This is a genomic window from Methylocella tundrae (assembly GCF_038024855.1).
Classification (GTDB): domain Bacteria; phylum Pseudomonadota; class Alphaproteobacteria; order Rhizobiales; family Beijerinckiaceae; genus Methylocapsa; species Methylocapsa tundrae.
Map to the genome: position 1 here is coordinate 1 of NZ_CP139089.1, position 24506 is coordinate 24506.

The window sequence follows — 24506 nt, forward strand, 5'->3', positions numbered from 1 at the left end:
ATGCTGAACTTGCGCACTCAGATGAACAAGCCCCAGGAGCGGGGCGATTTGGAAGCTTGGATGCGGATCTGCCGCCGTCTGCGCGCCGACGTTGGAGACGACGTTTTCTCGTCCTGGTTCGGCCGCCTCGAGCTCGATAGCCTGGCGGAGGCGACCGCCAGCCTGTCGGTGCCGACGAAATTCCTGAAGAGCTGGATACAATCGCACTATGCCGAAAAGCTCCTTTTGGCTCTGGCGGCGGAATTTCCTTTTGTCAAAGGCTTGTCGATCGCTGTTCGCTCGTCCAATCGCGCGCTATCGCCGGTCGTGATCGGCCGTGACGCGGTTGAAGGGCCGGCTTGCGCGGAGGGCGCTCAAGCCGATGCGCCGCTGACGACGCCCGAAGCCGCTGGCGCCAGCGCTAAATTTCTCGTGCAAAAGCCCCGCGAATCGAATCTCGCCGGCAAGCCACAGTCCGAAGCGGGCGAAGCCGACATCATCGCGGGCTCGCCATTGGACGGACGCCTCACCTTCTCGAATTTCTCGGTCGGACGATCAAACCAGCTCGCCTATGCGGCCGCGCAGCGCGTCGCCGCGGCGGCTCCAGACGAGCCGCTGCTCTATAATCCTCTTTATCTGCATGCGTCCGTCGGCCTTGGAAAGACGCATCTCCTGCAGGCTGTCGCCCGCGCGGCGAGGGATGCGAGGCGTCGCGTCATCTATCTGACAGCTGAGCGCTTCATGTATGGCTTCGTCTCCGCCCTCAAGGCGCAGACCGCGATCGCCTTCAAGGAAAAGCTGCGCGGCATCGATATTTTGATTATCGACGACATCCAATTCCTGCAGGGCAAGTCGATCCAGCAGGAATTCTGCCATACGCTGAACGCTTTGATCGACGGCCACCGGCAGATTGTCATTGCGGCGGATCGGCCGCCGGGCGACCTCGACACGCTTGACGAGAGGGTGCGCTCGCGCCTCGCTGGCGGCCTCTGTGTCGAGATCGGCGGCCTTGACGAATCGCTGCGCGTCAAAATTCTCGAAGGGCGCGTCGCCGCGGCGCGGCTGGCGCATCCGAATTTTGATGTGCCTCCCGCCGTCACGGCCTATGTCGCGAGCGCCATTCAGACCAATGGCCGCGATCTTGACGGCGCCGTCAATCGGTTGCTCGCGCACGCTTCGCTGAATGGAGCCCCGCTTGGCATCGAGACGGCGGAACTGGCGATCAGGGATCTGGTGCGCACGCATGAGCCAAAGCGCATCAAGATCGAGGATATTCAAAAGCTGGTGGCGACCCATTTCAATGTCAGCCGCGCCGATATCCTTTCATCGCGGCGCACGGCCAATGTGGTTCGCCCGCGCCAGATCGCGATGTATCTGTCGAAGTCGCTCACTTTACGCTCTCTGCCTGAGATCGGGCGGCGCTTTGGCGGACGCGATCATACGACCGTGCTGCATGCCGTGCGCAAGATCGACGCGCTCGCCGCCAAGGATGGAACGCTATCGGAAGAGATTGAACTTTTGAAGCGCATGCTGATGGAGTGAGGCGGAAAGCGCCGCTCCAAAAAGACGCAACGTTTTCGCCGGGATCGCGCCCCTTATCTAAATCGGTCCAGCGCAAGATCTCGTTCAAAAGGCTCGCGACTTTTTCGCATCATGCTCTAGATTGCCTGCATGAACGTGGCGGCGATTCGCATCATCGGCATCGACCCAGGACTGCGCAACATGGGTTGGGGCGTCATCGAGGTTTCCGGCTCGCGGCTGGCTTTCGTCGCATGCGGAAGCGTCCATTCGAGCGCGCGGGAAAGCCTTGCAGCGCGCCTCTGTGAGCTGCATGAGGGTTTGCTTCGCGTCATCTGCGACCTTTCGCCGTCGGAGGCGGCGGTCGAGGAAACATTTGTCAACTGCGATCCGCAATCGGCTCTGAAACTCGGCCAGGCGCGGGGCGTCGCTTTGGTGACGCCGGCTCTCGCCGGATTGCCGGTGTCCGAATATGCCGCGAACCTTATCAAAAAGACCGTGGTCGGCAATGGCCATGCCGAAAAGGCGCAGGTCGCTTTGATGGTGAAATTCCTGCTGCCGAAGAGCGAGGCGAAAAGTCCCGACGCCGCCGACGCGCTCGCCGTGGCGATCACGCACGCACAGCTGCGGATCAGCCGCAGCCTGGCGAAATCTCTGGGATCGTCTGCGAGATGATCGGCAAGCTCAAAGGCGTCATCGATTCGCAGGGCGAGGATTTCGTCATCCTCGATGTGCATGGCGTCGGCTATGTCGTGCATTGCTCGGCGCGCACCTTGCAGGGCTTGCCGCCCACGGGCGAGGCGACCGCACTCGCCATTGAGACGCAGGTGCGCGAGGATTCGATCCGGCTGTTCGGCTTCGCCTCGGAAGGCGAGCGCGACTGGTTTCGCCTGCTGCAATCGGTTCAGGGCGTCGGCGCCAAGGTGGCGCTCGCGGTGCAGAGCGTTCTGGCGCCGGGAGAGCTGGCGATGGCGATTGCCAGTCAGGACAAGGCGGCTTTTGCCCGGGCGCCGGGGGTCGGCCCAAAGCTTGCCGCCCGCATCGTCGCGGAATTGAAGGACAAGGCGCCTGTCTTTGGCGCGGCCGACGCGCCGCTGTCCCTCGCCCGCGGAGCCGACCAAGGGGTGGGGTTTTCAGCCGGCCAGGGCGCCATCGCGGATGCGATTTCGGTTCTGGTCAATCTTGGCTATGGACGCTCGCAGGCGGCTATGGCGATCGCCGCCTCGATCAAGGCGCTCGGCGAGGACGCGCCCGCCGCCGATCTGATCAAGCGCGGCCTTAAGGAATTGGGGTAAGCGGCGGAGGTGACGGCGAGGGCCTTTAAGGGGCTGCTCACGCCTTGCCGTGATGCGCGGCCTCGGCGTTGGCGTCGAGCGGCCAGCGCGGCTTCGCCGCGAAGGTCATGTCGTCGGTGAGGCCAAGCGACAGCCGCTCGATGCCGGCCCAGGCGATCATCGCGCCATTGTCCGTGCAAAGCTGGGGCGGCGGCAGGACGAGCCTCAGACCGCTCTCGCCGCAAAAGCGGATCAAGGCGCGCCGGATCGCGCCATTGGCGCCGACGCCGCCCGCGACAACCATCGCGTTCGATTGGCCGACCGTCTCGCGAAACAGCCTCAGCCCGGCGCGCGAGCGGTCGATGATCGTATCCACGATAGCCGCCTGGAATGAGGCGCAAAGATCGGCGATGTCGGTCTGGCTCGGCGACAGGATCCGTTGCGCCTCGAGGCGGACGGCGGTCTTGAGGCCGGAGAGCGAAAAATCCGGCTTCGCGCGTCCGTGCATCGGACGCGGAAAGTCAAACCGCGCCGGATCGCCTTTGGCGGCGGCGATTTCCACCTGGGGACCGCCGGGATAGGGCAGGCCGAGCATTTTGGCGACCTTGTCGAAGGCTTCGCCGACGGCGTCGTCGACGGTCGAACCGAGCCGGAGATAATCGCCGACGCCCTTGACGGCGACGAGCTGCGTGTGGCCGCCGGAGACGAGAAGCAGCAGATAGGGAAATTCCAGTTCGTCGGTCAGGCGCGCGGTCAGGGCGTGGGCTTCGAGATGATTGACCGCGATGAAGGGTTTGCGGCTCGCCAGCGCCAGCGCCTTCGCCATGGTGAGGCCAACGATGACGCCGCCGATGAGCCCGGGTCCGGCCGCCGCCGCGATGCCGTCGAGGTCGGCGAGCTTGACGCCTGCGCGATCCAGCGCGCGCACCACGAGCCGGTCGAGCACCTCGATGTGCGCGCGCGCTGCGATCTCCGGCACAACGCCGCCATAGGCCGCATGTTCGGCGATCTGGCTCATCACCTCGTTTGACAGGATTTCGCCAGCGCCGCCGGGTTGCAGGCGCACGACGGCGGCGGCCGTCTCGTCGCAGGTGGTTTCAATGCCGAGAACGCGCATGGGCAACTTTCAGAGCTTCCGTCTTTTCGGACGATTTTCGTAATTGCGGGGGATGGAAAATGGTCTAATCAATCCGATAGGAGAGAGCGGCTTGGCGCGCGGCCGCGACCGGGCTAATGTCCTCTCCTATAGAGTATTTTTGCGTGAGAGGGATACCGCTTCGCGTGAAAAATACGGCGGAACAAAAGGCTAGAATGATTTCGCCGGTTTGAGAAAATCGGCAAATCCTCAAAACCACCAAAACCCATGAAGGAAATTCGCGATTCTTCGTTCGCCCCCCCCATTGCTCCAGGACCTCAAACTCAGAATCGGAACAAGGGGCAGTCCTCTGGCGCTGGCGCAGGCCCATGAGCTGAGGCAGCGTCTCGCGCTGGCGCATGGCGTCGGCGCCGAGACAATCGAAATCGTCATCATCAGGACGTCGGGCGACGCTATTTTGGACCGGCCCCTGAGCGAGGCCGGCGGCAAGGGCTTGTTCACCAAGGAGCTCGATCTCGCCCTTATGCGCGGCGAGGTAACGATCGCGGTTCATTCGGCGAAGGATCTGCCGACTCTCCTGCCCGAGGAGATCGCCATTCTCGGCTATCTGCCGCGCGAGGACGTGCGCGACGCCTGGATTTCGCCGCATGCGCCGCATCCGCTTGGTCTTGCCCCTGGCGCCGTCGTCGGCACGGCCTCGCTGCGCCGGGCCGCCATGGTGCGCCGCCTTCGCCCGGATCTTCGCGTGGCGCTGCTGCGCGGCAATGTGCAGACGCGGCTCGCCAAGCTCGCGGCGGGCGAGGTAGACGCGACATTACTGGCGCTCGCCGGCCTGAAGCGGCTTGGCCTTGAAGGGCAGGCGAACGCTTTGCTCGATGTCAACGAGTTCGTGCCGGCGGCGGGGCAGGGGGCGATCGCCGTGACGGCGCGGGCTGACGATCGCGCCGCGCTGTCCGCCCTGGCGCCCGTCCTCGACTCTGCGACAGGGCTTGCGCTCGCCACCGAGCGGGCCTTCCTTCATGTTCTCGACGGTTCATGCAAGACGCCGATCGGCGCTTTCGCGCAGATTGACGGAGCGAACCTTGATTTTCACGCCATCGTGCTGAGGCCGGACGGCTCCGAGCATTTCGAGACGCGCCGCAGCGCCCCCGCCGAACAGGCGGCGGCGCTAGGCGAGGCGGCGGGCCGCGAACTCCTCGCGCGCATTCCATCCAATCTCTTCGAGGATTAGACGCCAAATGCTGATCCTGCTTACACGCGCCATGGACGAGGCCATGCGCACCGCGGCCAAGCTGACTGCGATTGGTCATCACGCCATTCTATCGCCGGTTCTCGAAATGGCGCCGACCGGAGCGCAATGGCCGCCCGGTGTGGCCGACGCGATTCTGGCGACGAGCACGCAGGCCTTCGAGCTATTCTCCGATTCGCCGCAGTGGCCATCGCCCGAAGCGCGCCGCCTCATCCCCTTGCATGTGGTCGGCGAACGCACGCTCCAAGCCGCCCGCGAGCGCGGCTTTGAGGGGCACGGGCACGTCGCCCCCGACGCCAAGGCCCTCGCCCCGACGATTGTTAAATCGCTTGCGGGCGACGGCGGCTCGGCTCGGCTCGTCTATCTTGCGGGGCGCGATCGCAAGCCCGATCTCGAGCGGGAGCTGAAAGCGGCGGGGCACGTCGTCGAGGCGGTCGAAGTCTATGCGGCGCAGCCGGTCGATGCTTTGGATGAAGAGGCCGCCGCTCTCATAGACGCAGGCGAGATCGGCGCCGTCATGCATTATTCCCGGCGCAGCGCGGATATTTTCTTAAGGCTTGCGCAGGAGGCCGGAGTTAACGTCACAAACATCGCGCATGTCGCGATCTCGGCGGATGCCGCGCAGCCTTTGCAGGCCGCCGCGATTCAGTGCGTGCACATCGCCGATGAGCCCAATGAACAAGGCATGCTCACTGTGGTCCGCGCAGTCGCAGCTCAAGACTTTGTTGATCGCAAACAGGGCGCAACGCCTTGATTAGCTCGCGGCTCCAGCCCATCATATCGCAATGAATTTGCGAGCCGAAGCATTTTCAAGCGGAGCCGATCGCGCTCCGCATAAGAAAAATGCGCTAAAACAAAGGGATGGAGCTATTTTTCGATTTCGGGAGATTGGCCGGCGCCTGCGCGTCTATGTTTCTATGCTCGCTTTGGCGTTGCTCGCGCTCGACTTTGCTGGCGTAAAGGTCGCCTTCGCGGCTGATGCTCAAATTGATGTGAAGATAGGCTTCATTCGCGGGCCGCATTCACGCGACACCATTTCCATTCTGGATATTCCGGCGGACGACGATGGCATCGCCGGCGCAAGGCTCGCGGCCGAGGACAATAACACCACTGGAAAATTTCTCGGACAAAGCTTCGAGATCGAAGATGTGAAATTGAAAGACGGCGACGATCCGTTGAAAGCCTTTCAATCTCTCGCCGATAAAGGCGTTGGCCTGATCCTCGTCGATCTGCCGGCCAACCAACTTCTCGCCGTCGCCGACGCCGCCAGGACCAGGAACAAGGACATCCTTCTGTTCAACACCAGCGCCTATGACGATTCGCTGCGCGAGCAAAACTGCCGCGCCGACGTCATCCATGTCGCGCCGACCTATTCAATGCTCGCGGACGGACTGACCCAATATCTTGTCTGGAAGCGGTGGCCGCGCTGGTTCATGATCAAGGGCTCGCACCCTGAGGATGAGCTCTTTGCCGAGGCGTTGCGGCATTCTGCGAAAAAATTTGGCGCCAAGATCGTCGAGGAGCGCACCTATCAAGACACCGGCGGGGGGCGGCGCTCCGATTCCGGCAGCGTGCAGACGCAAAGGCTCATCCCCACCGCGACACAGGGCGCGCCTTCTTATGACGTCCTTGTCGCGGCGGATCGATCGGATGTCTTCGCCAACTATCTCCCCTATCGCACTTACGACCCGCGGCCGGTGGCGGGCTCAGCCGGCCTCAAGCCGACGAGCTGGGATCCGAGCCATGAGCAGTGGGGCGCCTATCAATTGCAGAGCCGGTTCTTCAAGCTTGCTTCGCGCGGCATGAACGCTCGCGACAATCAGGCCTGGGTCGCCGTGCGCATGATCGGCGAGGCGGCGAACCGCACCGGCTCGAATGATCCAAAGACCCTGCGCGATTATATGACAGGTCCTGATTTTTCGATCGCCGCTTTCAAAGGCCAGAAGCAGACGTTGCGGCATTGGAACCAGCAATTGCGTCAGCCGATCCTGCTCGGCGACGGCCGCATGATCGTGTCCGTCTCGCCGCAGGAGGGCTTCCTGCACCAGGTCTCGGAACTCGACACTCTCGGCTTCGATCAACCGGAAACAAAATGCAAACTGCAGTGAACCTTCGAGACTTGCGCCGCGGCGCCGGCGCGGCTTGCGTTCTGATGACGCTCATTCCTTTTTGCCCGGCTGTCGCCGCGACAGCCTATGTCTCCAACGAGAAGGGCAATTCGATCTCGATCATCGACACCGACAAGCTGGCTGTCGTCAACACGGTCAAGGTTGGGCGCCGCCCGCGCGGCATCGCGCTCAGCAAGGATAATTCGCAGCTGTTCATCTGCGCCGGCGACGATGACACCATCCAGATCCTCGACACGAAAACCTTGACGGTCGTCGGCGACTTTCAGTCCGGCGCGGATCCGGAGCTGCTCATTTTGAGCCCGGATGGAAAGCTGCTCTATACCTCGAATGAGAACGATAATCTCGTGACCGTGATCGACATCGCGAGCCGCAAGACCATTCTGCAGATTCCGGTTGGCGTCGAACCGGAAGGAATGGCCCTCAGCCCCGACGGAAAAGTGCTGGTCAATACGTCGGAAACGACGAATATGGCCCATCTCATCGACACGAGCACGCGCAAGATCTTCGCCAATGTTCTCGTCGATGCGCGGCCGCGCTCGGCGCAATTCACGCCAAACGGCAAGGAGCTTTGGGTCTCTTCGGAAGTCGGCGGCACGGTCAGCGTCATCGACGCCGCCAACCCCAAGGTGCTGCAGAAGATCTCGTTCGACATTCCAGGCCTTGCGAAAGAAGCGGTCCAGCCGGTCGGCATCAGATTCACGCCGGACGGCGCGAAAGCCTTCGTCGCGCTAGGCCCTGCGAACCGCGTCGCCGTGATCGACGTCGCCACTAAAAAAGTCGATAAATATCTACTCGTCGGCCAGCGCGTCTGGCAGTTGGCGTTTACGCCCGATTTCAAATACCTCTACACCACCAACGGCGTTTCCAATGACGTTTCGGTCATCGACGTCGCAAACCTCAAAGTGGTGAAATCGATCCCCGTCGGGCCTTTCCCGTGGGGCGTTGCGATCGCGCCATGACCGCCGACCCGCACGAGCCCCTTTCCGCCGAAAGAGATGCTTCCGTCGCGGCGCTGAACGTTGCCGGCGTCAGCCATTCCTACGGCAAGCGCAAAGCCCTGGATAATGTGTCGTTCGCGGTGCGGCCGGCGAGCTTCACCGTCCTGCTGGGGCTGAACGGCGCGGGCAAGAGCACGCTGTTTTCCTTGATCACGCGCCTGTTTGGCGTGCGCGCGGGCGCGATCTCGATTTTCGGCTGGGACGTCAGCCGCACGCCGGGAGAGGCGCTGCGCCGGCTCGGCGTCGTGTTTCAGGCGCGAACGCTGGATCTTGATCTTTCGGTAGAGCAGAATCTTCGTTATCACGCCGCGCTGCACGGCATGGGCGCCGCCGAGACCAAGGCGCGATCTGTCGAAGTGCTGACGAAAGTCGACATGCTCGATCGGGTCAACGACAAGGTCCGCGCGCTTTCCGGCGGCCAGATGCGCCGCGTCGAAATCGCCCGCGCCCTGTTGCATCGCCCGCGCATGTTGCTCCTTGACGAGCCGACGGTCGGGCTCGACGTCAAGGCGCGATCGGATATTCTGACGCATGTGCGCAGCCTCATCGCATCCGAAGGCATTGGCGTTTTGTGGGCGACGCACCTCATCGACGAGATCGAGAGCAGCGACGATGTTGTCGTGCTGCATCGCGGCAAGCTCCTCGACAAGGGCAAGGTCGCGGAGGTTTGCGCACGCGCCGGCGTCGCCAGCATGAGCGCCGCCTTCAACCGTCTCGCCGGCGTCGACGCCGCGGAATCTCATTGAAAGAAGGCGCAATCGACATGAGCGCTCAGGAATTTCCCGCCTTATCCGCCCCCGCGCAAGGCTTCAGCCTGACGCAATATGCGATTTGCCTGAAAGGCGTCGTCTGGCGCGAAGCGCTGCGTTTTTTGCATCAGCGCGAACGTTTCGTCTCGGCCCTGGTGCGCCCACTGGTGTGGCTGTTTATTTTCGCGGCGGGATTTCGCTCGGTGCTCGGGGTTTCGATCATCCCGCCCTACGACACCTATGTGCTTTACGACGTTTACATCACGCCGGGACTCATTGCGATGATCCAGCTTTTCAACGGCATGCAGTCCTCGCTCTCGATGGTCTATGATCGCGAGATGGGGAATATGCGCACGCTTCTGGTGAGCCCGTTGCCGCGCTGGTTTCTGTTGACCGCAAAGCTCGTCGCCGGCGCCTCGGTCTCGATCCTGCAGGTCTACGCATTCCTGCTGATCGCCTATTTTTGGGAGATCGAGCCGCCGACCCTTTGGGGCTATCTGACCGTGCTGCCGGCGCTCATCCTGTCAGGCTTGATGTTCGGCGCGCTCGGGATGCTGCTGTCGTCGCTGATCAAGCAATTGGAAAATTTCGCGGGGGTGATGAACTTCGTCATTTTCCCGATGTTTTTCGCGTCCACGGCGCTTTACCCGCTCTGGCGCGTGCAGGAAGGCGCCCCGATGCTGGCGCTGGTCTGTCAGCTCAACCCATTCACCCACGCCGTGGAACTGATCCGTTTCGCCTTCTATGGCCAGATCAATCCGGTATCGCTGGCCGTGGTGGCGGGCTGCACGATCGTTTTTCTCGGCGCCGCCATCATCGCTTATGATCCCTCGCGAGGCATGCTCATGCGGCGCGAGGGATAGCAGTTGTGATAGGGCTGGTTACTTGGAGCCGTCGGCCTTGAACTGGGAGATATAGGCGATGACGTTATCGCGATCCGATTCCTTCGGCAGGCCGGGGAAGATCATTTTTGTGCCGGCGATCATGGCTTTCGGATTGGTCAACCAGGTGTGCAGCTTTTCCGAATCCCAATCGAAGCCAGCGTTCTTGACGCCGTCGGAATAGCTGTATCCCGCTGCGGTGCCCGCCTTACGGCCGATGATGCCGTTCAGTTCCGGCCCCACGAAGTTCACGGCGCCGGGGCCGATCTTGTGGCAGACGCTGCACTTCTGCTTGAAGAGCGTCTCGCCCGCGGCTGCGTCTCCGTCGGCGGCCAGAGCTGCGGAGGCGGGGACGAGAAAAGCAAGGGTTGCGGCGATGCAGGCGTATCTGAGGTTCATTTTCTGGTTTCCTTCCCTTGAGCGATGCACTGTCGCTTGGGTCTCACGGGCGGCCTTCAGCGTTGGCCAGGGTCACGATCCTGAGATTATCGCTTACCCGGAAAACCATGTATCCTGACACCACGATAAAAGACAACCCGAAGCCAGATAGAAGCGAGCAGATCTTGACCGCCAAACGACAGAAGAATGCGAAAAACGCATCGTCTCCGAAGGGAAATTCAGGGCGCCGGCAGCGCGCCCGGCTCGGGGCGATATTTTGTCTCACCCTTACGCTCGCGTTTGCGGGCCGCTCGGAAGCCGCCGACAAGCTCCGCCTTGGCGTCCAGAAGACCGGGACATTCGCCTGGGAGCTCGCGGTCATCAAGGCGTCCAAGCTCGACGCCAAAGCGGACCTCGACCTCGTCGTGACCGAACTCGCCTCAACCGAGGCGGCGAAGATCGCGCTGATGGGCGGCGCAGTCGATATCATCCTGAGCGATTGGCTCTGGGTCGCGAGAGAGCGCGGCCTTGCCTCCAACTTTGTCTTCCAGCCCTATTCGACGGCCGTCGGGGCGCTGATGGTTCCAGCTGATTCGCCGATCCAGACGCTCGATGGATTAAAGGGCAAGACGATTGGCGTCGCGGGCGGCCCGATCGACAAAAGCTGGCTGCTGCTGCGCGCATACACGCAGCGCGACGGACTCGACCTCAAAGCGAGCGCGAATGTTGTTTTCGGCGCGCCAGCCTTGCTTTACGCAAAGACCGCGAACGGCGAACTCGACGCCAATCTCAATTTCTGGAATTATGTCGTGTCTCTCGAGGCCCGTGGTTTCCGCCGGTTGATCGGCATAGATGAGGTCGAAAGGCGGCTTGGCGCCAAGGGACCTCTGGCCATGGTCGGCTATGTCTTCGACGAGAGCCTGGCGAAGAGCCATGGCGCGGCGCTCGACCGGTTTTTCAAGATCGCGCATGAGGCCAAGGAGGAACTCGCCCGCTCCGATGCGGATTGGACGCGGATTGGCAAAGAGATCGGCGTAACGGATCCAAAGGAGCTGGCGCTTTATCGCAAGCGCTATGTCGAGGGCATTCCAACGCGCCCCGTCGAGGACGAGGCCGCGGACGCCGCCGCGCTCTACCATATCCTGCGTGATATTGGCGGGCCCGAGCTTGTTGGCGCCGCGAACGAACTCAATCCGGGCACGTTCTACAAGGGCGCCGAGAACCAAACTCCGGCGGAACACTGAGCCGTGTCAATTCGTCTGGCGTCGCTGCTGCTGCTGTTGCTGATGTGGGAGGTCGGATCGAGCGTCGCCGGCTCGCGTCTGCTTCCCTCGCCCCAAGCCGTTCTGACTGTGATTGGCGCCGAGGCGCGTTCCGGCGCTCTCTTCTTCAACCTTGGGGCGACGTTGGCGCGCGTGATCGCCGCTTTTGTTTTCGCCATGGCGATCGGCTCGGCGCTCGGCATGGCGATGGGCCGTAACAAGGCGGTCGATCGCTTCTGCGATCCTTGGCTCATCGTTCTTCTCAATCTTCCGGCGCTGGTTGTGATTGTTCTCGCCTACATCTGGATCGGGCTCAACGAGGTCGCGGCGATCGGCGCGGTGGCGCTGAACAAGCTGCCGAACACGGCGGCGACGGTGCGCGAGGGGGCAAGGGCGCTCGACCGCAGCCTCGATGAGATGGCGGAAGTCTTCGTCATGCCGCTCGGCGTGCGCTTCCGGCACGTCATTCTGCCGCAGCTTGCGCCTTATCTCGCGGCGGCGACGCGGTCCGGCCTGTCGCTGGTCTGGAAGATCGTGCTCGTCGTCGAATTGCTCGGCCGTTCGAATGGCGTCGGCTTCGAGATCGGCACCGCCTTTCAACTTTTCGACGTCACGCGTCTTCTCGCCTATGCGCTTCCCTTTGTCGCCCTGATGCTGGCGATCGAGACTTTCATCGTGCAGCCGATCGAACGCCATGTCTCCCGTTGGCGGCCGAAACATGCTTGAGGTCATCATCGCCCGAAAGGCGCTCAGGATCGCCGCCGGCGATAGCCGCGTTGTCCTGCGCGACGTCGCCTTTAATCTGAAGGACGGAGAGGTCGGCGCCCTGCTCGGCCCCTCAGGCTGCGGCAAGACCACCTTGTTGCGCATCATCGCCGGGCTCGATCACGATTTCGAGGGCGTCGTTCGCCTGCCTTCGCCGCACAAGATTGGCATGGTTTTTCAGGAGCCGCGGCTGTTGCCGTGGCGGACGGTCGCGCAAAATCTGCTGCTGGCGGGAGCAACGCCGGGGCCAGGTCTCGACGACATCCTCAGCGCACTCGGACTAACTGAGCATCTTGATCATTTTCCAGGCGAATTGTCGCTGGGTCTCGCGCGCCGCGTCGCCATAGCGCGGGCTTTCGCGGTCAAGCCGGACCTGCTGCTTCTCGACGAGCCTTTCGTTTCACTCGACGCCGCCCTGGCGCTGCGGCTTCGCGCCGAGCTTTTGACGCTGGTCGAGGCGCGCAAGACGATGACGTTGCTCGTCACGCATGACGTCGAAGAAGCGATCGCTCTCGCCGACCGCATCATCATTTTGTCGCCGCACCCCGGCCGCATGGTCACGGACAAGACGATCGATACGCCGCGCCTTGCGATGACGCCGGAGCGCGCGGCGAAAGTGAAAGCCGAGATCGACACGCTCATCGCTGGGGCCGCGGGGTAGGGCCGCCTATGATGGCAAAAGCATCTCTAAGCAAGGAGACGCGGGACTTGTTCGAATCTTGCCGAACCGGCAAAACTGTCGACGCACCGGGGTTCTCTTGAACGACGACATGGCCGAGGCCCGCGCCGCGCTCCAAAAATTCTTCGGGTTCACGGATTTCAAGCCGGGCCAGGCCGACGTCCTGGAGGCGGCGTTCGCCGGCGAGAACATTTTGGCGGTGATGCCGACGGGTTCGGGCAAATCGCTCTGTTACCAATTACCGGCGATCATCCGCCCAGGCCTCACCATCGTCGTTTCTCCGCTCATCGCCCTGATGCGCGATCAGGTGCAGCAGCTGCGCGGGCGCGGCGTCGACGCCGCCGCGCTGAATTCGGTCAATAGCGCGAGCGACAACGCCTTGATCGAGGCGGGCTTGCGCAAAGGACGCTACCGCCTTGTTTATGTCGCGCCTGAACGCCTGGTGCGCGGCGACACGCAGGCCCTGCTGCGCGAAGCCGGAGCCAATGTTCTCGCCATCGACGAAGCGCATTGCGTGTCGCAATGGGGCCACGACTTCCGGCCGGAATATTCCGATCTCGCGCAGGTCGCGAAATCGATAGGAGACATGCAGCTCATCGCTGTCACTGCGACGGCCGATGCGCCGACCCGCGACGACATCGTGCAAAAGCTGTTTCCGGCCAAGCCTCGCGTCTTTGTGCGTTCTTTCGACCGGCCGAACATCCATCTCGCCATGCAGCGCAAAGCCAATGTCGCGCATCAGATCGAGACGATGATCGCGCGCCACAAGGGACAAAGCGGCATCGTCTATTGCGCCTCCCGCAAAGGCGTTGAAAAGCTCAGCGAAACGTTGAGCGCGAAGGGCGTTGCGGCGCTGCCCTATCACGCGGGGCTTGCATCCGAGATTCGCTCGGCTCATCAGGATGAATTCTTGCGCTGTGACGGCGTCGTGATCGTCGCGACGATTGCTTTTGGCATGGGCATCGACAAGCCGAATGTGCGCTTTGTCTGCCATGCCGATCTGCCGCAAAGCATCGAAGCCTACTATCAGGAGATCGGCCGCGCCGGCCGCGACGGTCTGCCCTCCGACACGTTGACGCTGTTCGGCGAGGCCGACGTCAGGCTGCGCGAGCGGCAAATTTCTGAAAGCGATTCGCCGCCTGAGAGAAAGCGCCTCGAACGGCGTAAACTCAACGGGCTCCTCGCGCTCTGCGAGACGCCGCGCTGCCGCCGCCAGACCTTGCTCGCGGCTTTCGGGGAAGCCTCCGAACCTTGCGGCAATTGCGATGTCTGCGAGGGCAAATGGCCCTTCTTCAACGGCGTCGTCGCCGCCCAGAAAGTGATGTCGGCGATCCATCGGACTTCGGGGCGGTTCTTCTCCAGCCATCTCGCCAATCTGCTCATCGGCAACGCCACGGCGGCGATTACCCGGCATGGCCATGACCGCCTGCCGACCTTTGGCGTCGGCAAGGAGTTCAAGCCAGGCGAATGGCGCAGCATTTTCCATCAGCTGCACGCGGCCGATCTGATCGCGCAGGATTCTTGCGATCGCGACCGCTGGATCGTCACGCCGGCCGGGCGCGAGGTTCTGATCGGCGAAGCGCCGCTTAATCTGCGCGCCGGGACGGATTTGCCGGACGCAGTCGCAGTCCGGCGGGCGTTGCGGCAGATCGAGAGCGCGGCTGACGCGGATGCGACGCTCGAGCGGAGCGCGTTTTCTGCGCGGCCGCGCGACGCCGGTCTGACGGCGACGCAGAATCATCTCTTGGCGGCGCTGAAAGCAAAACGTCTCGAAATCGCCAGGAGGCAGAAGCAGGCGCCTTTCGTCATCTTTCATGACAGCGTTCTGATCGGCATCGCCAGGGCGCGCCCGCGCACGAAAGACGAATTGAAGCTCGTTCACGGCGTCGGCCCAGCCAAACTCGAACGCTATGGCGCGATCTTTTTGGCCATTGTCGCAGACCATGATGACGCACTGTGACGATGGTGTTTTGTCCTGGCGGGAGTGTCTTCGGACGCCAACGCCCGGTTCGTATCTGGCGCGCAAAATAGAGATTTCCTGATTTGATGAAAACGAAAAGCTCTCTCAAGCGAACTCCAGGCTGCGCCGCGTGGCTTTCTCCAGGCCAGCGCCGCTTCATCGCGACCACGTTTGCGGCGCTCGCCCTTATCGCCGCATCGCCGACGCTCGCGGATTCGACCTCGCCGGCATCAACGTCCCCGATCGTTTCGCAAGGCGCGCGATTTCTCCCCGTTCTGGCCGAGCACGGGATGGTGGCGGCGCAGGAAGGAAAGGCGGCGCGGATCGGCGTCGACATTCTCCGCCGTGGCGGCAATGCGGTCGACGCCGCGGTCGCGGTCGGATTCGCGCTCGCCGTCACTTTGCCGCGCGCCGGAAATCTCGGCGGCGGCGGCTTCATGCTGGTGCATCTGGCCGAATCGAATAAGGATATCGCCATCGACTATCGCGAAACAGCGCCCGAGGCCACGACGCGCGACGTCTTTCTTGACGCGACTGGAGCTGCGAGCCCGACCAAATCCCGCGATACGGGGCTCGCCGTCGGCGTGCCGGGAACGGTCGCAGGGCTGACGCTCGCTTTCCATCGCTATGGCTCCGGCAAATTGTCGCTCGCCGACCTCGTCGCGCCGGCCGTTCGCCTCGCTCGCGAAGGAATCGTGGTGGAAGATGATCTTGCCGACTCGCTGCAGCAGACGCGCCGGCTCGCGCGCTGGCCGTCAAGCGCAAAGATCTTCCTGCATCCCGATGGATCGCCGCTGAGGCGCGGCGAGACGCTGGCCCAGCCCGATCTCGCCAATGTCATCGAGGCGATCGGCGCCGATGGCGAGAGCGCCTTTTACACCGGCGAAGTCGCCGCCAAAATCATCGCCAGCGTTCGGGCAGCGGGCGGCCGCATGACGCTTGATGACCTGAAATCCTATCGCGCCATCGAGCGCGAGCCGGTCCGCGGCCTCTACCGTGGCCATGAAATCATCTCCATGCCGCCGCCTTCGTCTGGCGGCGTCCACGTCATCGAACTTCTTAATATCCTTGAAGGCTTTCCCCTGGCTGACTTCGGCGAGGGATCCGCCGCGACCATCCATGTTCTCGCCGAGGCGATGAAGCTTGCCTACGCCGACCGCGCGAAATACCTCGGCGATCCCGACCAGATCGCCATTCCGGTTCGCGGCCTGATCTCAAAAGCCTATGCGGCTCGGCTGCGCGCCGAGATCTCTCTGGCCCGGGCGCGGCCAGCGAGCGAGATTACGCCACTTGATCCCGCGCCTTATGAGAGCGATCAGACGACGCATTTTTCGGTCGTTGACGCCGAGGGCAACGCGGTGGCGAATACTTACACGTTGAATTTTTCTTACGGCCTCGGTCTCGTCGCGGAGGGGGCCGGCGTGCTTCTCAATAATGAACTCGACGATTTCGCAGCCAAACCCGGCGCGCCGAACGCTTTTGGCTTGCTCGGCGGCGAAGCGAATGCGCCGGCGCCGCGCAGACGGCCATTGTCTTCCATGGCTCCGACGATGCTCTTTCGCGACGGCGAACTCGAACTCGTCACCGGTTCGCCGGGCGGCTCTCGCATCATCACCATCGTTACGGAAATCATCAGCGACATCGTTGATTTCAAAATGAACATTGCCGAAGCGACGGCCGCGCCCCGTATTCATCATCAGGGTGTTCCGGACGAACTCGAGGTCGAGCGCGGCGTTTCCATCGACACGATCCGGCTGCTTGAGGCGTTGGGCCAGAACGTCGCGACGCGCGGCGCCTGGGGGTCGGCGGAGAGCATCTTGCGCGCGAAGGGCCTTCTGATGGGAGCAGCCGACCTGCGTCAGCGCGGAACGCTGGCGGTCGGATATTAAAAATCCGTGAGGAGCGTGAACGAAGGCGTTTTGGCGCGATCTCGACGCCGCTTCTCCGCCAGGGAGGAGAGCAACGTTCTCCGATTCATCGAAGATCGTAAAATACTCAACCGCCGTCGCACATGCGGCCATAGGTCAGGCCGAGACTTTTCGCGATCGTCGACGTCAATTCGTCAATGCGCCTGTCATAGGCCAGCTCCAAACAGGCGACGTCGCCCTCGCACGCGTTGCGCGCCTGCGTCACCCAATTGGCCTGCAGATCGTGCTGATTGTCGCGAAACTCGCGATAGGCCATACCGCTCCAGGCTGGCTCGACGCTGACCAGGATCTGATAATAGGCCGCCATTTTGATATCCTTCGCGCCAAGCAAGGGCTCGCGGCAAATGGCGACCTCCGTCGAGGTCGCCGCTTTCGCACAATCGAAACTCGCGACCTGAGCCGAAGCCGTCAGCGAACCGCCGATCAGCCAAGCCGAAACGAAGACTAACCTGATCGCCGGCATCAGCGCCTCCAGAAGCAAATGGAATTCAAGCATCGCCGCGTTTTTTGTCTTTTTCTTGCCCCGGCGTTGAAGCGCGCATTTCGATCGAATTGGAGTTGCTGAATTCAGCCTGAAGCAAGGCCGGCCGTTTAATCATTTCCGCAAGGTTGTCGACGGCATGAGGTGGGCCTTGGCGTTTCTAATCGGCATGATTGTCGCACTCGGCTGCATGCTCGGCGGCTTCGCAGGCATGGGCGGCCATCTCGAGGTTATTTTCCAGCCGTGGGAATTCTGCATCATCCTCGGCATTTCCCTCGGCACATTCATCATCGCTAATTCCCTGGCCACGATCAAGGACACCGCGGGCGCGATCGTCGAGGCAATTCTCAATCGGGGTCCGACCCAGCGCGACTATCTCGACGTTCTCGGCGTTCTCTACACGCTTATGCGGGAACTGCGCGGCAAGGCGCGGAGCGAGGTCGAGCAGCATGTCGACAATCCGAACGAATCCGCGATCTTCAAGAATTTCCCGAAGGTCCTCGCTGATGCGAATCTGACGAGCTTCATCTGCGATTATTGCCGCCTGATCATCATCGGTAATGCCCGCACGCATGAAATCGAGGCGCTGATGGATGAGGAGATTCAGACGGTCACGCATGACAAGCTAAAGCCTTACCATGCCCTGACGGCTATCGCCGAAGGCCTGCCGGCGCTAGGCATTGTCGCCGCGGTCCTTGGCGTCGTTCACGCGATGGGCGCGCTGGATCAATCGCCTGAAATTCTCGGCGGGCTCATCGGCGCGTCGCTGGTCGGAACATTCACGGGCATTTTCGTATCCTATGGGGTTGTCTCCCCCCTTGCGCACAAGGTCAAGGCGACGCGCTCGGTGCGCTGCCGTCTCTACATCATCGTCAAGCAGACTCTCCTCGCTTTCATGAATGGCGCCATGCCGCAGATCGCTCTGGAGCACGGGCGCAAGACGATCGCATCGCATGATCGGCCCTCCATCGACATGGTTGAGAATGAGACCGTTTCCGGCGGACCGAAACCCGTTCAGCAACAGGCGGCCTGATCAACCATGTCGGATATTCACTCCAATAATTCTGTGCTGAACGGGTCGGAGCGGCTGCTTGACGCTCCGGGCATATCGATTGACCGCATGCCAATGCTGCATGTGATCCTCGATCGAATGGTGGCGCAAAGTTCCGAAAATTTGCGTCAGCTTTCCCCGGCTCCGGCCTTCTTTTCGGTCGACGCCATCGCCGCCAAGCGCATGGGGGACGTGCTCGACACTTTCGAAAACAACGTCGTCATAGGCATCTTCCACGTGCAGGCCTGGGATTCGCGCATCCTGATGGGGCTCGATCACAATTTCATCTTCACGTTGGCGGAGGCGCTTTTCGGCGGCGATGGAGGCGAGGCGGCCTTTGGGGAAAGGCGCAAATTGTCAAGCCTTGAACTACGTCTTGCGCAAAAGACTTTCGAACTCCTGGGGCGCGCCCTGCAAAGCTCATTTGCGACGGTGAGCGACACGGTCTTCAAGCTGGAGCGAGTGGAGACGAGGCTGGATTTCGCCGTCATTGCGCCAAGGAACTCGTTCGGCGTCAACGCAAAAGTCAAGCTTCGCATTCTCGGGCGCCATGGCGAGATGTTCGTTTTGATCCCGCAAGCGGCGCTGAACTCCGTTCGTCAGCAATTGGGGCGCGATCTCTCAAATGACGCCGCGGTGCGCGACCCGGCATGGACCAGGCAGATTGAGAGCGAAATCGGACGCACGGAGGTCGCCGTCAAGGGCGTGATCGAAGAGCGTCACTTTGTCCTCGCGGATATCGCCGACTTGAAAGTTGGAGGCATTCTCCAGCTTCAGGCGACTACCAAGACGCGCATCAGGCTGGAGTGCAATGCCGAGCCTCTTTTCTGGTGCAATCTCGGGCAGGGCGAAGGTTTCTACACGCTACGCATCGATGAATCCGTGAACCAGGAGCAGGAATTCATCGATGACGTTCTATCGCGATAAATCGTGCGGAGCGGCTTCAAAATTGGGCGCGCCGTCTTTCCTGCGTTAACGCAAATAGCTGGTTCGCAGCATGAATACAGATGACAAAACTCTATCCGGTCATTGAAAGGGAAACTCGGAATCATGTCAGACGTAGATGTTGGAGCGACAAATTTGGGCGAGAGCCTCGACGCGGACTCGCTGACGCAATCAAATGGAGGTCGTAATCTCGACACGATCCTTCGTATTCCGGTTGTGGTTCAGGTGGTGTTGGGCTCAGCCGTGATGCCGGTTTCCAATCTGCTCAAACTCGGACGTGGCGCCGTCATACCGCTTGATCATCGGGTTGGAGAGCCGGTTGACGTCGTTGTGAACGGCCGCATCATCGCGCGAGGGGAAATCGTGGTGGTGGAAGACGACAATTCGCGCTTTGGCGTATCGCTGACTGAGATCGTCGGCCCCGCTGGAGCTGTCGACTAGAGATGGCGGCCTCTATCGCCCAGGCGAGTGGCGTGAGCCAGAGGTTTCTGCGCGGGCCCGAAAGGGTCGCCGCCCTGCTGCTTGCTATGGGAAAGCCGCTTGCAAGCCGTCTCTTGAAACATTTCGACGTCGACGAATTGAAGCAGATCACGCGTTCCGTCGCGGAGCTTGGCGTCGTTCCCGCGCCGACGCTGGAATTGCTTGTCGAAGATTTCGCAAGTCAGTTCGCCAATGGAGTGGATCTTCTCGGTTCGCCAAACGAGGTTGAGCAAATGCTCGACGGCGTCCTGTCGCCGGAGCAAATTGCCGATGTGATGTCGGATGTCACCGGCAATTCGAATGAAGCGATGTGGGAGCGGCTCTCAAACGTCCCCGAGGGAACCCTGGGCGCTTATCTTGCCAAGGAACATCCGCAGGCCGCGGCGCTCATTTTGTCGAAGGTGACTCCGGTCTGTGCAGCCAAGGTGATGGGCCAGTTCCCGCGTGATCTTCGCAATGAGATGATGCGTCGAATGCTGAGCATAGGGCAGGTTACGGAAGCCGCGGTCCGCATCATTCAGGGCCAGTTGCAAGAAGACCTTCTCTCCAACCTGTCCCGTCAGAACGGCAGTGAGCAGAATGTCAGAATAGCAAATATTATCAATAAGATGGAACGTGATCAAATGGAAGACGTGATGCAGAGCCTCGCGGCGGCGCGGCCGAAGGCGGCGGAGGTCCTGCGCGGCCTTATGTTCACCTTCGACGACATCATCAAGCTGCAGCCAAAGGCGCGCAGCGTCCTCTTCGACAAAATTCCGACGGAGTTGGTGGTCCTTGCCTTGAAGGGCACAGACGCCGGCTTTCGCGATTCGATCCTGTCTTCGCTCGCTGCGCGCGCGCGCCGGATCGTCGATAGCGAATTGGCCAATGGCGGTCCCGCCCTTCAGCGCGACGTTCTCAAGGCGCGCCGCATGATCGCCGACACCGCCCTCGAATTATCGAGCAATGGTGAGATCGAGTTGAATTCGTCCGAGGATGAAGATGAACTCTATGAGTAGCCGGGAATAGGCGTTTATGGCGGAGGAGAAGGAAAGCCGCACAGAAGAGCCAACGGAAAAGAAGCTCGCCGACGAGATGGAGCGCGGCAATGTTCCGTTCTCCAAAGAAGCCTCGATCTTCGCCTCGATCTCGTCCATGCTGATTATTGGCGCTTTCTTCGCGAAGGAATTCGTCGCTTCGATGACGGAATTGCTGCAGCGGTTGCTGGATGACGCCGGCGCGGTGTCGCTCCGCAATGGCTTCGACGCTGTCGCCCTGCTTGAAGTGGTCGGGTGGAGCGCTTGCAAGCTTATGATCACGCCTTTGGTTATATTCTGTGCGGCGGGCGTCTTAGCCTCACTGATTCAGAATGCGCCGCGCTTCGCCTTCGATCGGATACAACCCAATTTTCAACGCATCTCCTTAGGCGCCGGATGGCAGCGAGTATGCAGCGCCCGTGGGCAAGTGGAGTTTCTCAAGGGCGTCTTCAAATTGAGCTCTATCTCTGTTGTCGCGTTCACCGTTTTGCATTGGCAGGAGAATCATTTGGTCGATGCGATGGCGGTCGAGCCGGAAGCAATTCCGGAATTGATTCTTTCGATTGCGATGCGGCTTTTGTCCGTCGTGTGCGTCGTGACGGTTGTTCTACTTGCCGCGGATCTTGTCTGGGCGCGCACGCACTGGCGACGCGAACTGCGCATGAGCAAGCAGGAGATCAAGGATGAGATGAAGCAAAACGAGGGCGACCCCTTGAAGAAGGCGCGATTGCGCTCGCTGGCGCAGGATCGTTTGCGCAAGAGCATGATCGCGGCTGTGCCAAGGGCCACTCTCGTCATCGCAAATCCAACGCATTACGCGATCGCACTTCGCTACGTTAAGGAAGAGGGTGGCGCGCCTATGGTGCTATCGAAAGGGCAGGATCTCATCGCCCTCAAGATTCGCGAGATTGCGGAACAACACTCGATTCCGGTCATCGAAGATAAGCTGCTTGCGAGATCCATGTATGGTAGCGTCGAGGTCGATCTGGCGATCCCGCCGGAGTTCTATAAGGCTGTGGCGGAGCTCATTCATTTTCTGTATTCTAAGAGCGCGAACACGACCGCCATAAAGTGAAGGTCGCTCCCATGTCATCTCGGCGCCGCGATGAGGCTGACTTGAGGGCGAGGATTCTCCGCGACGCCATTGAACCGGTCGCCGAGGAACTGCAGCTTATAGACGTCGCTGACTACATTGCCTGCATCCGCTTTGAGAAATTCGCAAATATCCAGGACATCGTGAATTCTTCGATTGAGCTCTTCTTCCGCGCGGAGACCCTCCACTATGCATGGGCGGCGGAGTATGAACTGGATTGGGGCGGTGCTCCGGAGATCACCATCGCCATGGAATTTCGACATCGCGACATATGGATCGTGTTCAGGCTCGTTCTCGCCGGCGATAAGACACGAGTCTCGATCGAACATTTTGAAGCGACCCAATCCTCAGGCGATCTGATGCAGGACACGTCCCACATGATCGAGGCGCTGACCGACGCGCGTGTCTTCTCAGGCGCCGGATAGATAATCACGGCCGACGCGCGCCGCCGATTCTTCGATTTCGAAGACAGGCATTTGATCGTTGGCTTTCGGTGATGCTTTAACGTCCGAAAAGCGGCGAGTGCCGGTTATAGATGATGCGTGAGCTCCAACGACTGGCTGTGCCCATGTTCTTTGTATGGTGACAACTGTGTTGACGGCATCTGGGTCAGCCTGGTGCAAGGCGTTTCCTCTAAAACCAGTGTTTGAGCGAACGCTTTGTTAGGAGGCCGTCGTGGGTCAGATCCACCTTTTCGATCTCGCTTCGCAGCAGGCGCGCTGGTTAACTGTGCGTCAAGCCGCGGTTGCAACCAACGTCGCGAATGCGAATACGCCGGGCTTTACGGCTGGAGATGTTGTTCCCTTCGAAGACGTTTTCAACGACTCTACGATCCACATGGTGGCGACGAACCCGGGTCATATCGGCGTGGATCCCTTGGGGCCCGATCAGATCGCAACCAGGGACGCCGCAGCCTGGGAGACCACGCATTCTGGAAATTCAGTCAGCGTTGAGAACGAGATGATGAAGGCGGGCGAGGTCAATCGTTCGTTCTCGCTCAACACGAGCATCGTCAAAGCTTTCAACCAAATGCTTATGGCGAGCGTCAAAGGATAGGAAATGATCGATCCACTTGATGCATCTCTCAGAATTGCCGGTTCCGGCCTTGAAGCGCAATCCGCGCGATTGCGGGTCGTCGCCGAAAATCTTGCCAATGCGCAATCGACGGGATCGACGCCTGGGGCTGATCCTTATGCGCGCAAGACCATTACATTTGCCAGCGAGATGGACCGCGTCTCTGGTGTAGAGCTGGTGCATGTCAGCGCCATCGGCGTCGACAAGGCGCCGTTCCGGGTCGAGCAGGATCCTGGAAACCCCGCCGCAGATTCAAAGGGGTTTGTCAAACTTCCGAATGTCAACATGGTCATGGAAATGGCCGACATGCGCGAAGCAAATCGCTCTTACGAAGCCAATTTGCAAATCGTCAAACAAACAAGGGATCTTTCTTCAATGGCCATCGATCTTTTGAGGAATTCATCATGATTGCCGCTCTTTCGCTTCTTGGCTCTGTTCTTGGCTCCAGTGCTACGACCGCATCGCCTTCTATCTCCGCAACGCTCACCCCGGCAGGGGGCAGCGCGGATTTCGGCCAGGTCATGGCGGACGTGTCCGCCCGGGCCGTCAATGATCTGAAGAGCGGCGAAGCGACTGCGATCTCCGCGCTTCAGGGCAAAGCATCGGTTCAGCAAGTTGTGGAGTCGGTGATGGGCGCAGAACAATCGCTCAACACGGCAATCGCAATTCGGGACAAAGTCGTCTCGGCCTATCAGTCACTGTCTCAAATGGCGATCTAAGGAGAGGAAATGAAAGCGCTTTCCATTGCCGCCACGGGCATGGCCGCCCAAGATCTCAATGTTGCGGTCATAGCGAACAATATAGCGAACATCAACACCACGGGATTCAAACGCGCGCGCGCCGAATTTACGGATCTGCTTTACCAGGCCGAGCGTCTGCAGGGCGTATCAAGCCGCGGCCAGAGCAGCACAATTCCAGAAGGCGCACAACTTGGTCTCGGAGTGCGCACAGCATCGATCCGCAATCTTCATATCCAAGGCGCATTAGCCAATACCGGAAACCAGTTCGACATGGCGCTCAACGGGCGCGGCTGGTTTCAAGTGACTGACGCGAATGGCGGCATCGTTTACACGAGGGATGGCGCTTTCAATACAAACGGCACAGGGCAGATCGTCACGGCGGATGGATATGTCGTCAGTCCTGCGATGACAGTTCCGACCAATGCTCTCAGCGTGACCGTAAGCCAGTCTGGAATTGTTTCGGCGACGGTTGCGGGGCAGACTGCTCCGCAGCAGCTCGGTCAGATTACTATCGCGAATTTTGCGAATGACGCCGGGCTGACGCCTCTTGGGAACAATCTCTATCTCCAAACGGAGGCGTCGGGCCCGCCGGTGGTTGGCATTCCCGGCGATCCGGGCTTTGCGACGGTGAGCCAAGGATATCTTGAGAGCTCGAACGTCGATCCCGTCAAGGAGATCACGGATCTTATCTCTGCGCAGCGCGCCTATGAAATGAATTCAAAGGTGATCCAGGCCGCCTCCGACATGGAGAGCACGGTTTCAAAGAACATGGGGTAGGGAC

General features: G+C 60.9%; 27 protein-coding genes. 24 read left to right on the forward strand and 3 right to left on the reverse strand.

What is annotated here, in order from left to right; all coding sequences use genetic code 11:
- The 3 genes from dnaA (at position 1) to ruvA (ending at position 2792) form a co-directional block, all read left to right on the forward strand.
- Positions 1 to 1521, forward strand: a complete 1521-nt coding sequence (gene dnaA, locus SIN04_RS02380) for a chromosomal replication initiator protein DnaA (RefSeq protein WP_134485949.1) — start codon at positions 1 to 3, stop codon at positions 1519 to 1521.
- A 129-nt stretch (positions 1522 to 1650) separates the two neighbouring features.
- Complete coding sequence (gene ruvC / locus SIN04_RS02385) at positions 1651 to 2172, forward strand: crossover junction endodeoxyribonuclease RuvC (protein ID WP_134485950.1); 522 nt, start codon at positions 1651 to 1653, stop codon at positions 2170 to 2172.
- Positions 2169 to 2792, forward strand: a complete 624-nt coding sequence (gene ruvA, locus SIN04_RS02390) for a Holliday junction branch migration protein RuvA (protein WP_341264178.1) — start codon at positions 2169 to 2171, stop codon at positions 2790 to 2792. The genes ruvC and ruvA overlap by 4 nt, the downstream gene beginning before the upstream one ends.
- Before the next feature lie 37 nt (positions 2793 to 2829).
- On the opposite strand, the gene tsaD is transcribed toward ruvA, so the two are convergent.
- Positions 2830 to 3888, reverse strand: coding sequence for a tRNA (adenosine(37)-N6)-threonylcarbamoyltransferase complex transferase subunit TsaD (tsaD, locus tag SIN04_RS02395; protein ID WP_134492184.1), 1059 nt, complete (start codon positions 3886 to 3888; stop codon positions 2830 to 2832).
- A gap of 283 nt (positions 3889 to 4171) precedes the next feature.
- On the opposite strand from tsaD, the gene hemC reads away from it, so the two are divergent.
- From hemC to SIN04_RS02425, 6 genes are all read left to right on the forward strand, one after another.
- Positions 4172 to 5098 carry a hydroxymethylbilane synthase gene (gene hemC, locus SIN04_RS02400; protein WP_134485952.1) on the forward strand — a complete coding sequence of 309 codons (927 nt, stop codon included), beginning with the start codon at positions 4172 to 4174 and terminating at the stop codon, positions 5096 to 5098.
- Positions 5099 to 5105: 7 nt separating this feature from the next.
- Positions 5106 to 5870: a uroporphyrinogen-III synthase gene (locus SIN04_RS02405; protein ID WP_134485953.1), complete on the forward strand. Its 765-nt coding sequence runs from the start codon at positions 5106 to 5108 to the stop codon at positions 5868 to 5870.
- A 163-nt stretch (positions 5871 to 6033) separates the two neighbouring features.
- A complete protein-coding gene (locus tag SIN04_RS02410; protein WP_134485954.1) occupies positions 6034 to 7224 on the forward strand; it encodes an ABC transporter substrate-binding protein in 1191 nt (396 codons plus the stop codon).
- Positions 7225 to 7268: 44 nt separating this feature from the next.
- Positions 7269 to 8204: a YVTN family beta-propeller repeat protein gene (locus SIN04_RS02415; RefSeq protein WP_244605918.1), complete on the forward strand. Its 936-nt coding sequence runs from the start codon at positions 7269 to 7271 to the stop codon at positions 8202 to 8204.
- Positions 8201 to 8989 carry an ABC transporter ATP-binding protein gene (locus tag SIN04_RS02420; RefSeq protein WP_134485956.1) on the forward strand — a complete coding sequence of 263 codons (789 nt, stop codon included), beginning with the start codon at positions 8201 to 8203 and terminating at the stop codon, positions 8987 to 8989. The genes SIN04_RS02415 and SIN04_RS02420 overlap by 4 nt, the downstream gene beginning before the upstream one ends.
- A 17-nt stretch (positions 8990 to 9006) precedes the next feature.
- A complete protein-coding gene (locus tag SIN04_RS02425) occupies positions 9007 to 9855 on the forward strand; it encodes an ABC transporter permease (RefSeq protein ID WP_134485957.1) in 849 nt (282 codons plus the stop codon).
- 18 nt (positions 9856 to 9873) lie between these two features.
- Here the strand turns inward: SIN04_RS02425 and SIN04_RS02430 are convergent, their stop codons facing one another.
- Positions 9874 to 10272: a c-type cytochrome gene (locus tag SIN04_RS02430; RefSeq protein ID WP_134485958.1), complete on the reverse strand. Its 399-nt coding sequence runs from the start codon at positions 10270 to 10272 to the stop codon at positions 9874 to 9876.
- 164 nt (positions 10273 to 10436) lie between these two features.
- On the opposite strand from SIN04_RS02430, the gene SIN04_RS02435 reads away from it, so the two are divergent.
- The 5 genes from SIN04_RS02435 (at position 10437) to ggt (ending at position 16806) form a co-directional block, all read left to right on the forward strand.
- On the forward strand, positions 10437 to 11495 hold the full coding sequence (locus tag SIN04_RS02435) for an ABC transporter substrate-binding protein (protein ID WP_244605630.1): 1059 nt from the start codon (positions 10437 to 10439) through the stop codon (positions 11493 to 11495).
- A 42-nt stretch (positions 11496 to 11537) separates the two neighbouring features.
- Positions 11538 to 12239, forward strand: a complete 702-nt coding sequence (locus SIN04_RS02440; protein WP_134492187.1) for an ABC transporter permease — start codon at positions 11538 to 11540, stop codon at positions 12237 to 12239.
- Positions 12232 to 12939, forward strand: coding sequence for an ABC transporter ATP-binding protein (locus SIN04_RS02445; RefSeq protein WP_134485960.1), 708 nt, complete (start codon positions 12232 to 12234; stop codon positions 12937 to 12939). Before SIN04_RS02440 ends, SIN04_RS02445 begins: the two co-directional genes overlap by 8 nt.
- Positions 12940 to 13036: 97 nt before the next feature.
- The gene (gene recQ / locus SIN04_RS02450) at positions 13037 to 14917 is read left to right on the forward strand and encodes a DNA helicase RecQ (RefSeq protein ID WP_341264179.1); all 1881 of its coding nucleotides are present in this window, start codon (positions 13037 to 13039) and stop codon (positions 14915 to 14917) included.
- A gap of 86 nt (positions 14918 to 15003) precedes the next feature.
- The gene (gene ggt / locus SIN04_RS02455; RefSeq protein WP_341264180.1) at positions 15004 to 16806 is read left to right on the forward strand and encodes a gamma-glutamyltransferase; all 1803 of its coding nucleotides are present in this window, start codon (positions 15004 to 15006) and stop codon (positions 16804 to 16806) included.
- Positions 16807 to 16912: 106 nt separating this feature from the next.
- Here ggt and SIN04_RS02460 read toward each other — a convergent pair whose 3' ends face one another.
- Positions 16913 to 17341, reverse strand: a complete 429-nt coding sequence (locus SIN04_RS02460; RefSeq protein ID WP_134485962.1) for a lysozyme inhibitor LprI family protein — start codon at positions 17339 to 17341, stop codon at positions 16913 to 16915.
- Between the two features lie 136 nt (positions 17342 to 17477).
- On the opposite strand from SIN04_RS02460, the gene motA reads away from it, so the two are divergent.
- The 10 genes from motA (at position 17478) to flgG (ending at position 24502) form a co-directional block, all read left to right on the forward strand.
- Positions 17478 to 18359, forward strand: a complete 882-nt coding sequence (motA, locus tag SIN04_RS02465) for a flagellar motor stator protein MotA (protein ID WP_134485963.1) — start codon at positions 17478 to 17480, stop codon at positions 18357 to 18359.
- 6 nt (positions 18360 to 18365) lie between these two features.
- Entirely contained in the window at positions 18366 to 19304 is a 939-nt protein-coding gene (locus SIN04_RS02470; RefSeq protein ID WP_134485964.1) for a flagellar motor switch protein FliM, read from the forward strand.
- Between the two features lie 123 nt (positions 19305 to 19427).
- Positions 19428 to 19763 carry a flagellar motor switch protein FliN gene (gene fliN, locus SIN04_RS02475; protein ID WP_244605631.1) on the forward strand — a complete coding sequence of 112 codons (336 nt, stop codon included), beginning with the start codon at positions 19428 to 19430 and terminating at the stop codon, positions 19761 to 19763.
- 2 nt (positions 19764 to 19765) lie between these two features.
- Entirely contained in the window at positions 19766 to 20800 is a 1035-nt protein-coding gene (locus tag SIN04_RS02480) for a flagellar motor switch protein FliG (RefSeq protein ID WP_134485965.1), read from the forward strand.
- Between the two features lie 16 nt (positions 20801 to 20816).
- Positions 20817 to 21893 (forward strand): EscU/YscU/HrcU family type III secretion system export apparatus switch protein, encoded by a 1077-nt coding sequence (locus SIN04_RS02485; protein ID WP_134485966.1) that lies wholly within the window; start codon positions 20817 to 20819, stop codon positions 21891 to 21893.
- A 41-nt stretch (positions 21894 to 21934) separates the two neighbouring features.
- Positions 21935 to 22336 (forward strand): hypothetical protein, encoded by a 402-nt coding sequence (locus SIN04_RS02490; protein WP_134485967.1) that lies wholly within the window; start codon positions 21935 to 21937, stop codon positions 22334 to 22336.
- Between the two features lie 250 nt (positions 22337 to 22586).
- On the forward strand, positions 22587 to 22967 hold the full coding sequence (gene flgB, locus SIN04_RS02495) for a flagellar basal body rod protein FlgB (protein ID WP_134485968.1): 381 nt from the start codon (positions 22587 to 22589) through the stop codon (positions 22965 to 22967).
- Between the two features lie 6 nt (positions 22968 to 22973).
- Positions 22974 to 23393: a flagellar basal body rod protein FlgC gene (gene flgC, locus SIN04_RS02500; protein ID WP_341264487.1), complete on the forward strand. Its 420-nt coding sequence runs from the start codon at positions 22974 to 22976 to the stop codon at positions 23391 to 23393.
- Positions 23390 to 23704, forward strand: coding sequence for a flagellar hook-basal body complex protein FliE (locus SIN04_RS02505; RefSeq protein WP_134485969.1), 315 nt, complete (start codon positions 23390 to 23392; stop codon positions 23702 to 23704). The genes flgC and SIN04_RS02505 overlap by 4 nt, the downstream gene beginning before the upstream one ends.
- Positions 23705 to 23713: 9 nt before the next feature.
- Positions 23714 to 24502, forward strand: a complete 789-nt coding sequence (gene flgG, locus SIN04_RS02510) for a flagellar basal-body rod protein FlgG (RefSeq protein ID WP_134485970.1) — start codon at positions 23714 to 23716, stop codon at positions 24500 to 24502.
- Positions 24503 to 24506 lie beyond the last annotated feature (4 nt).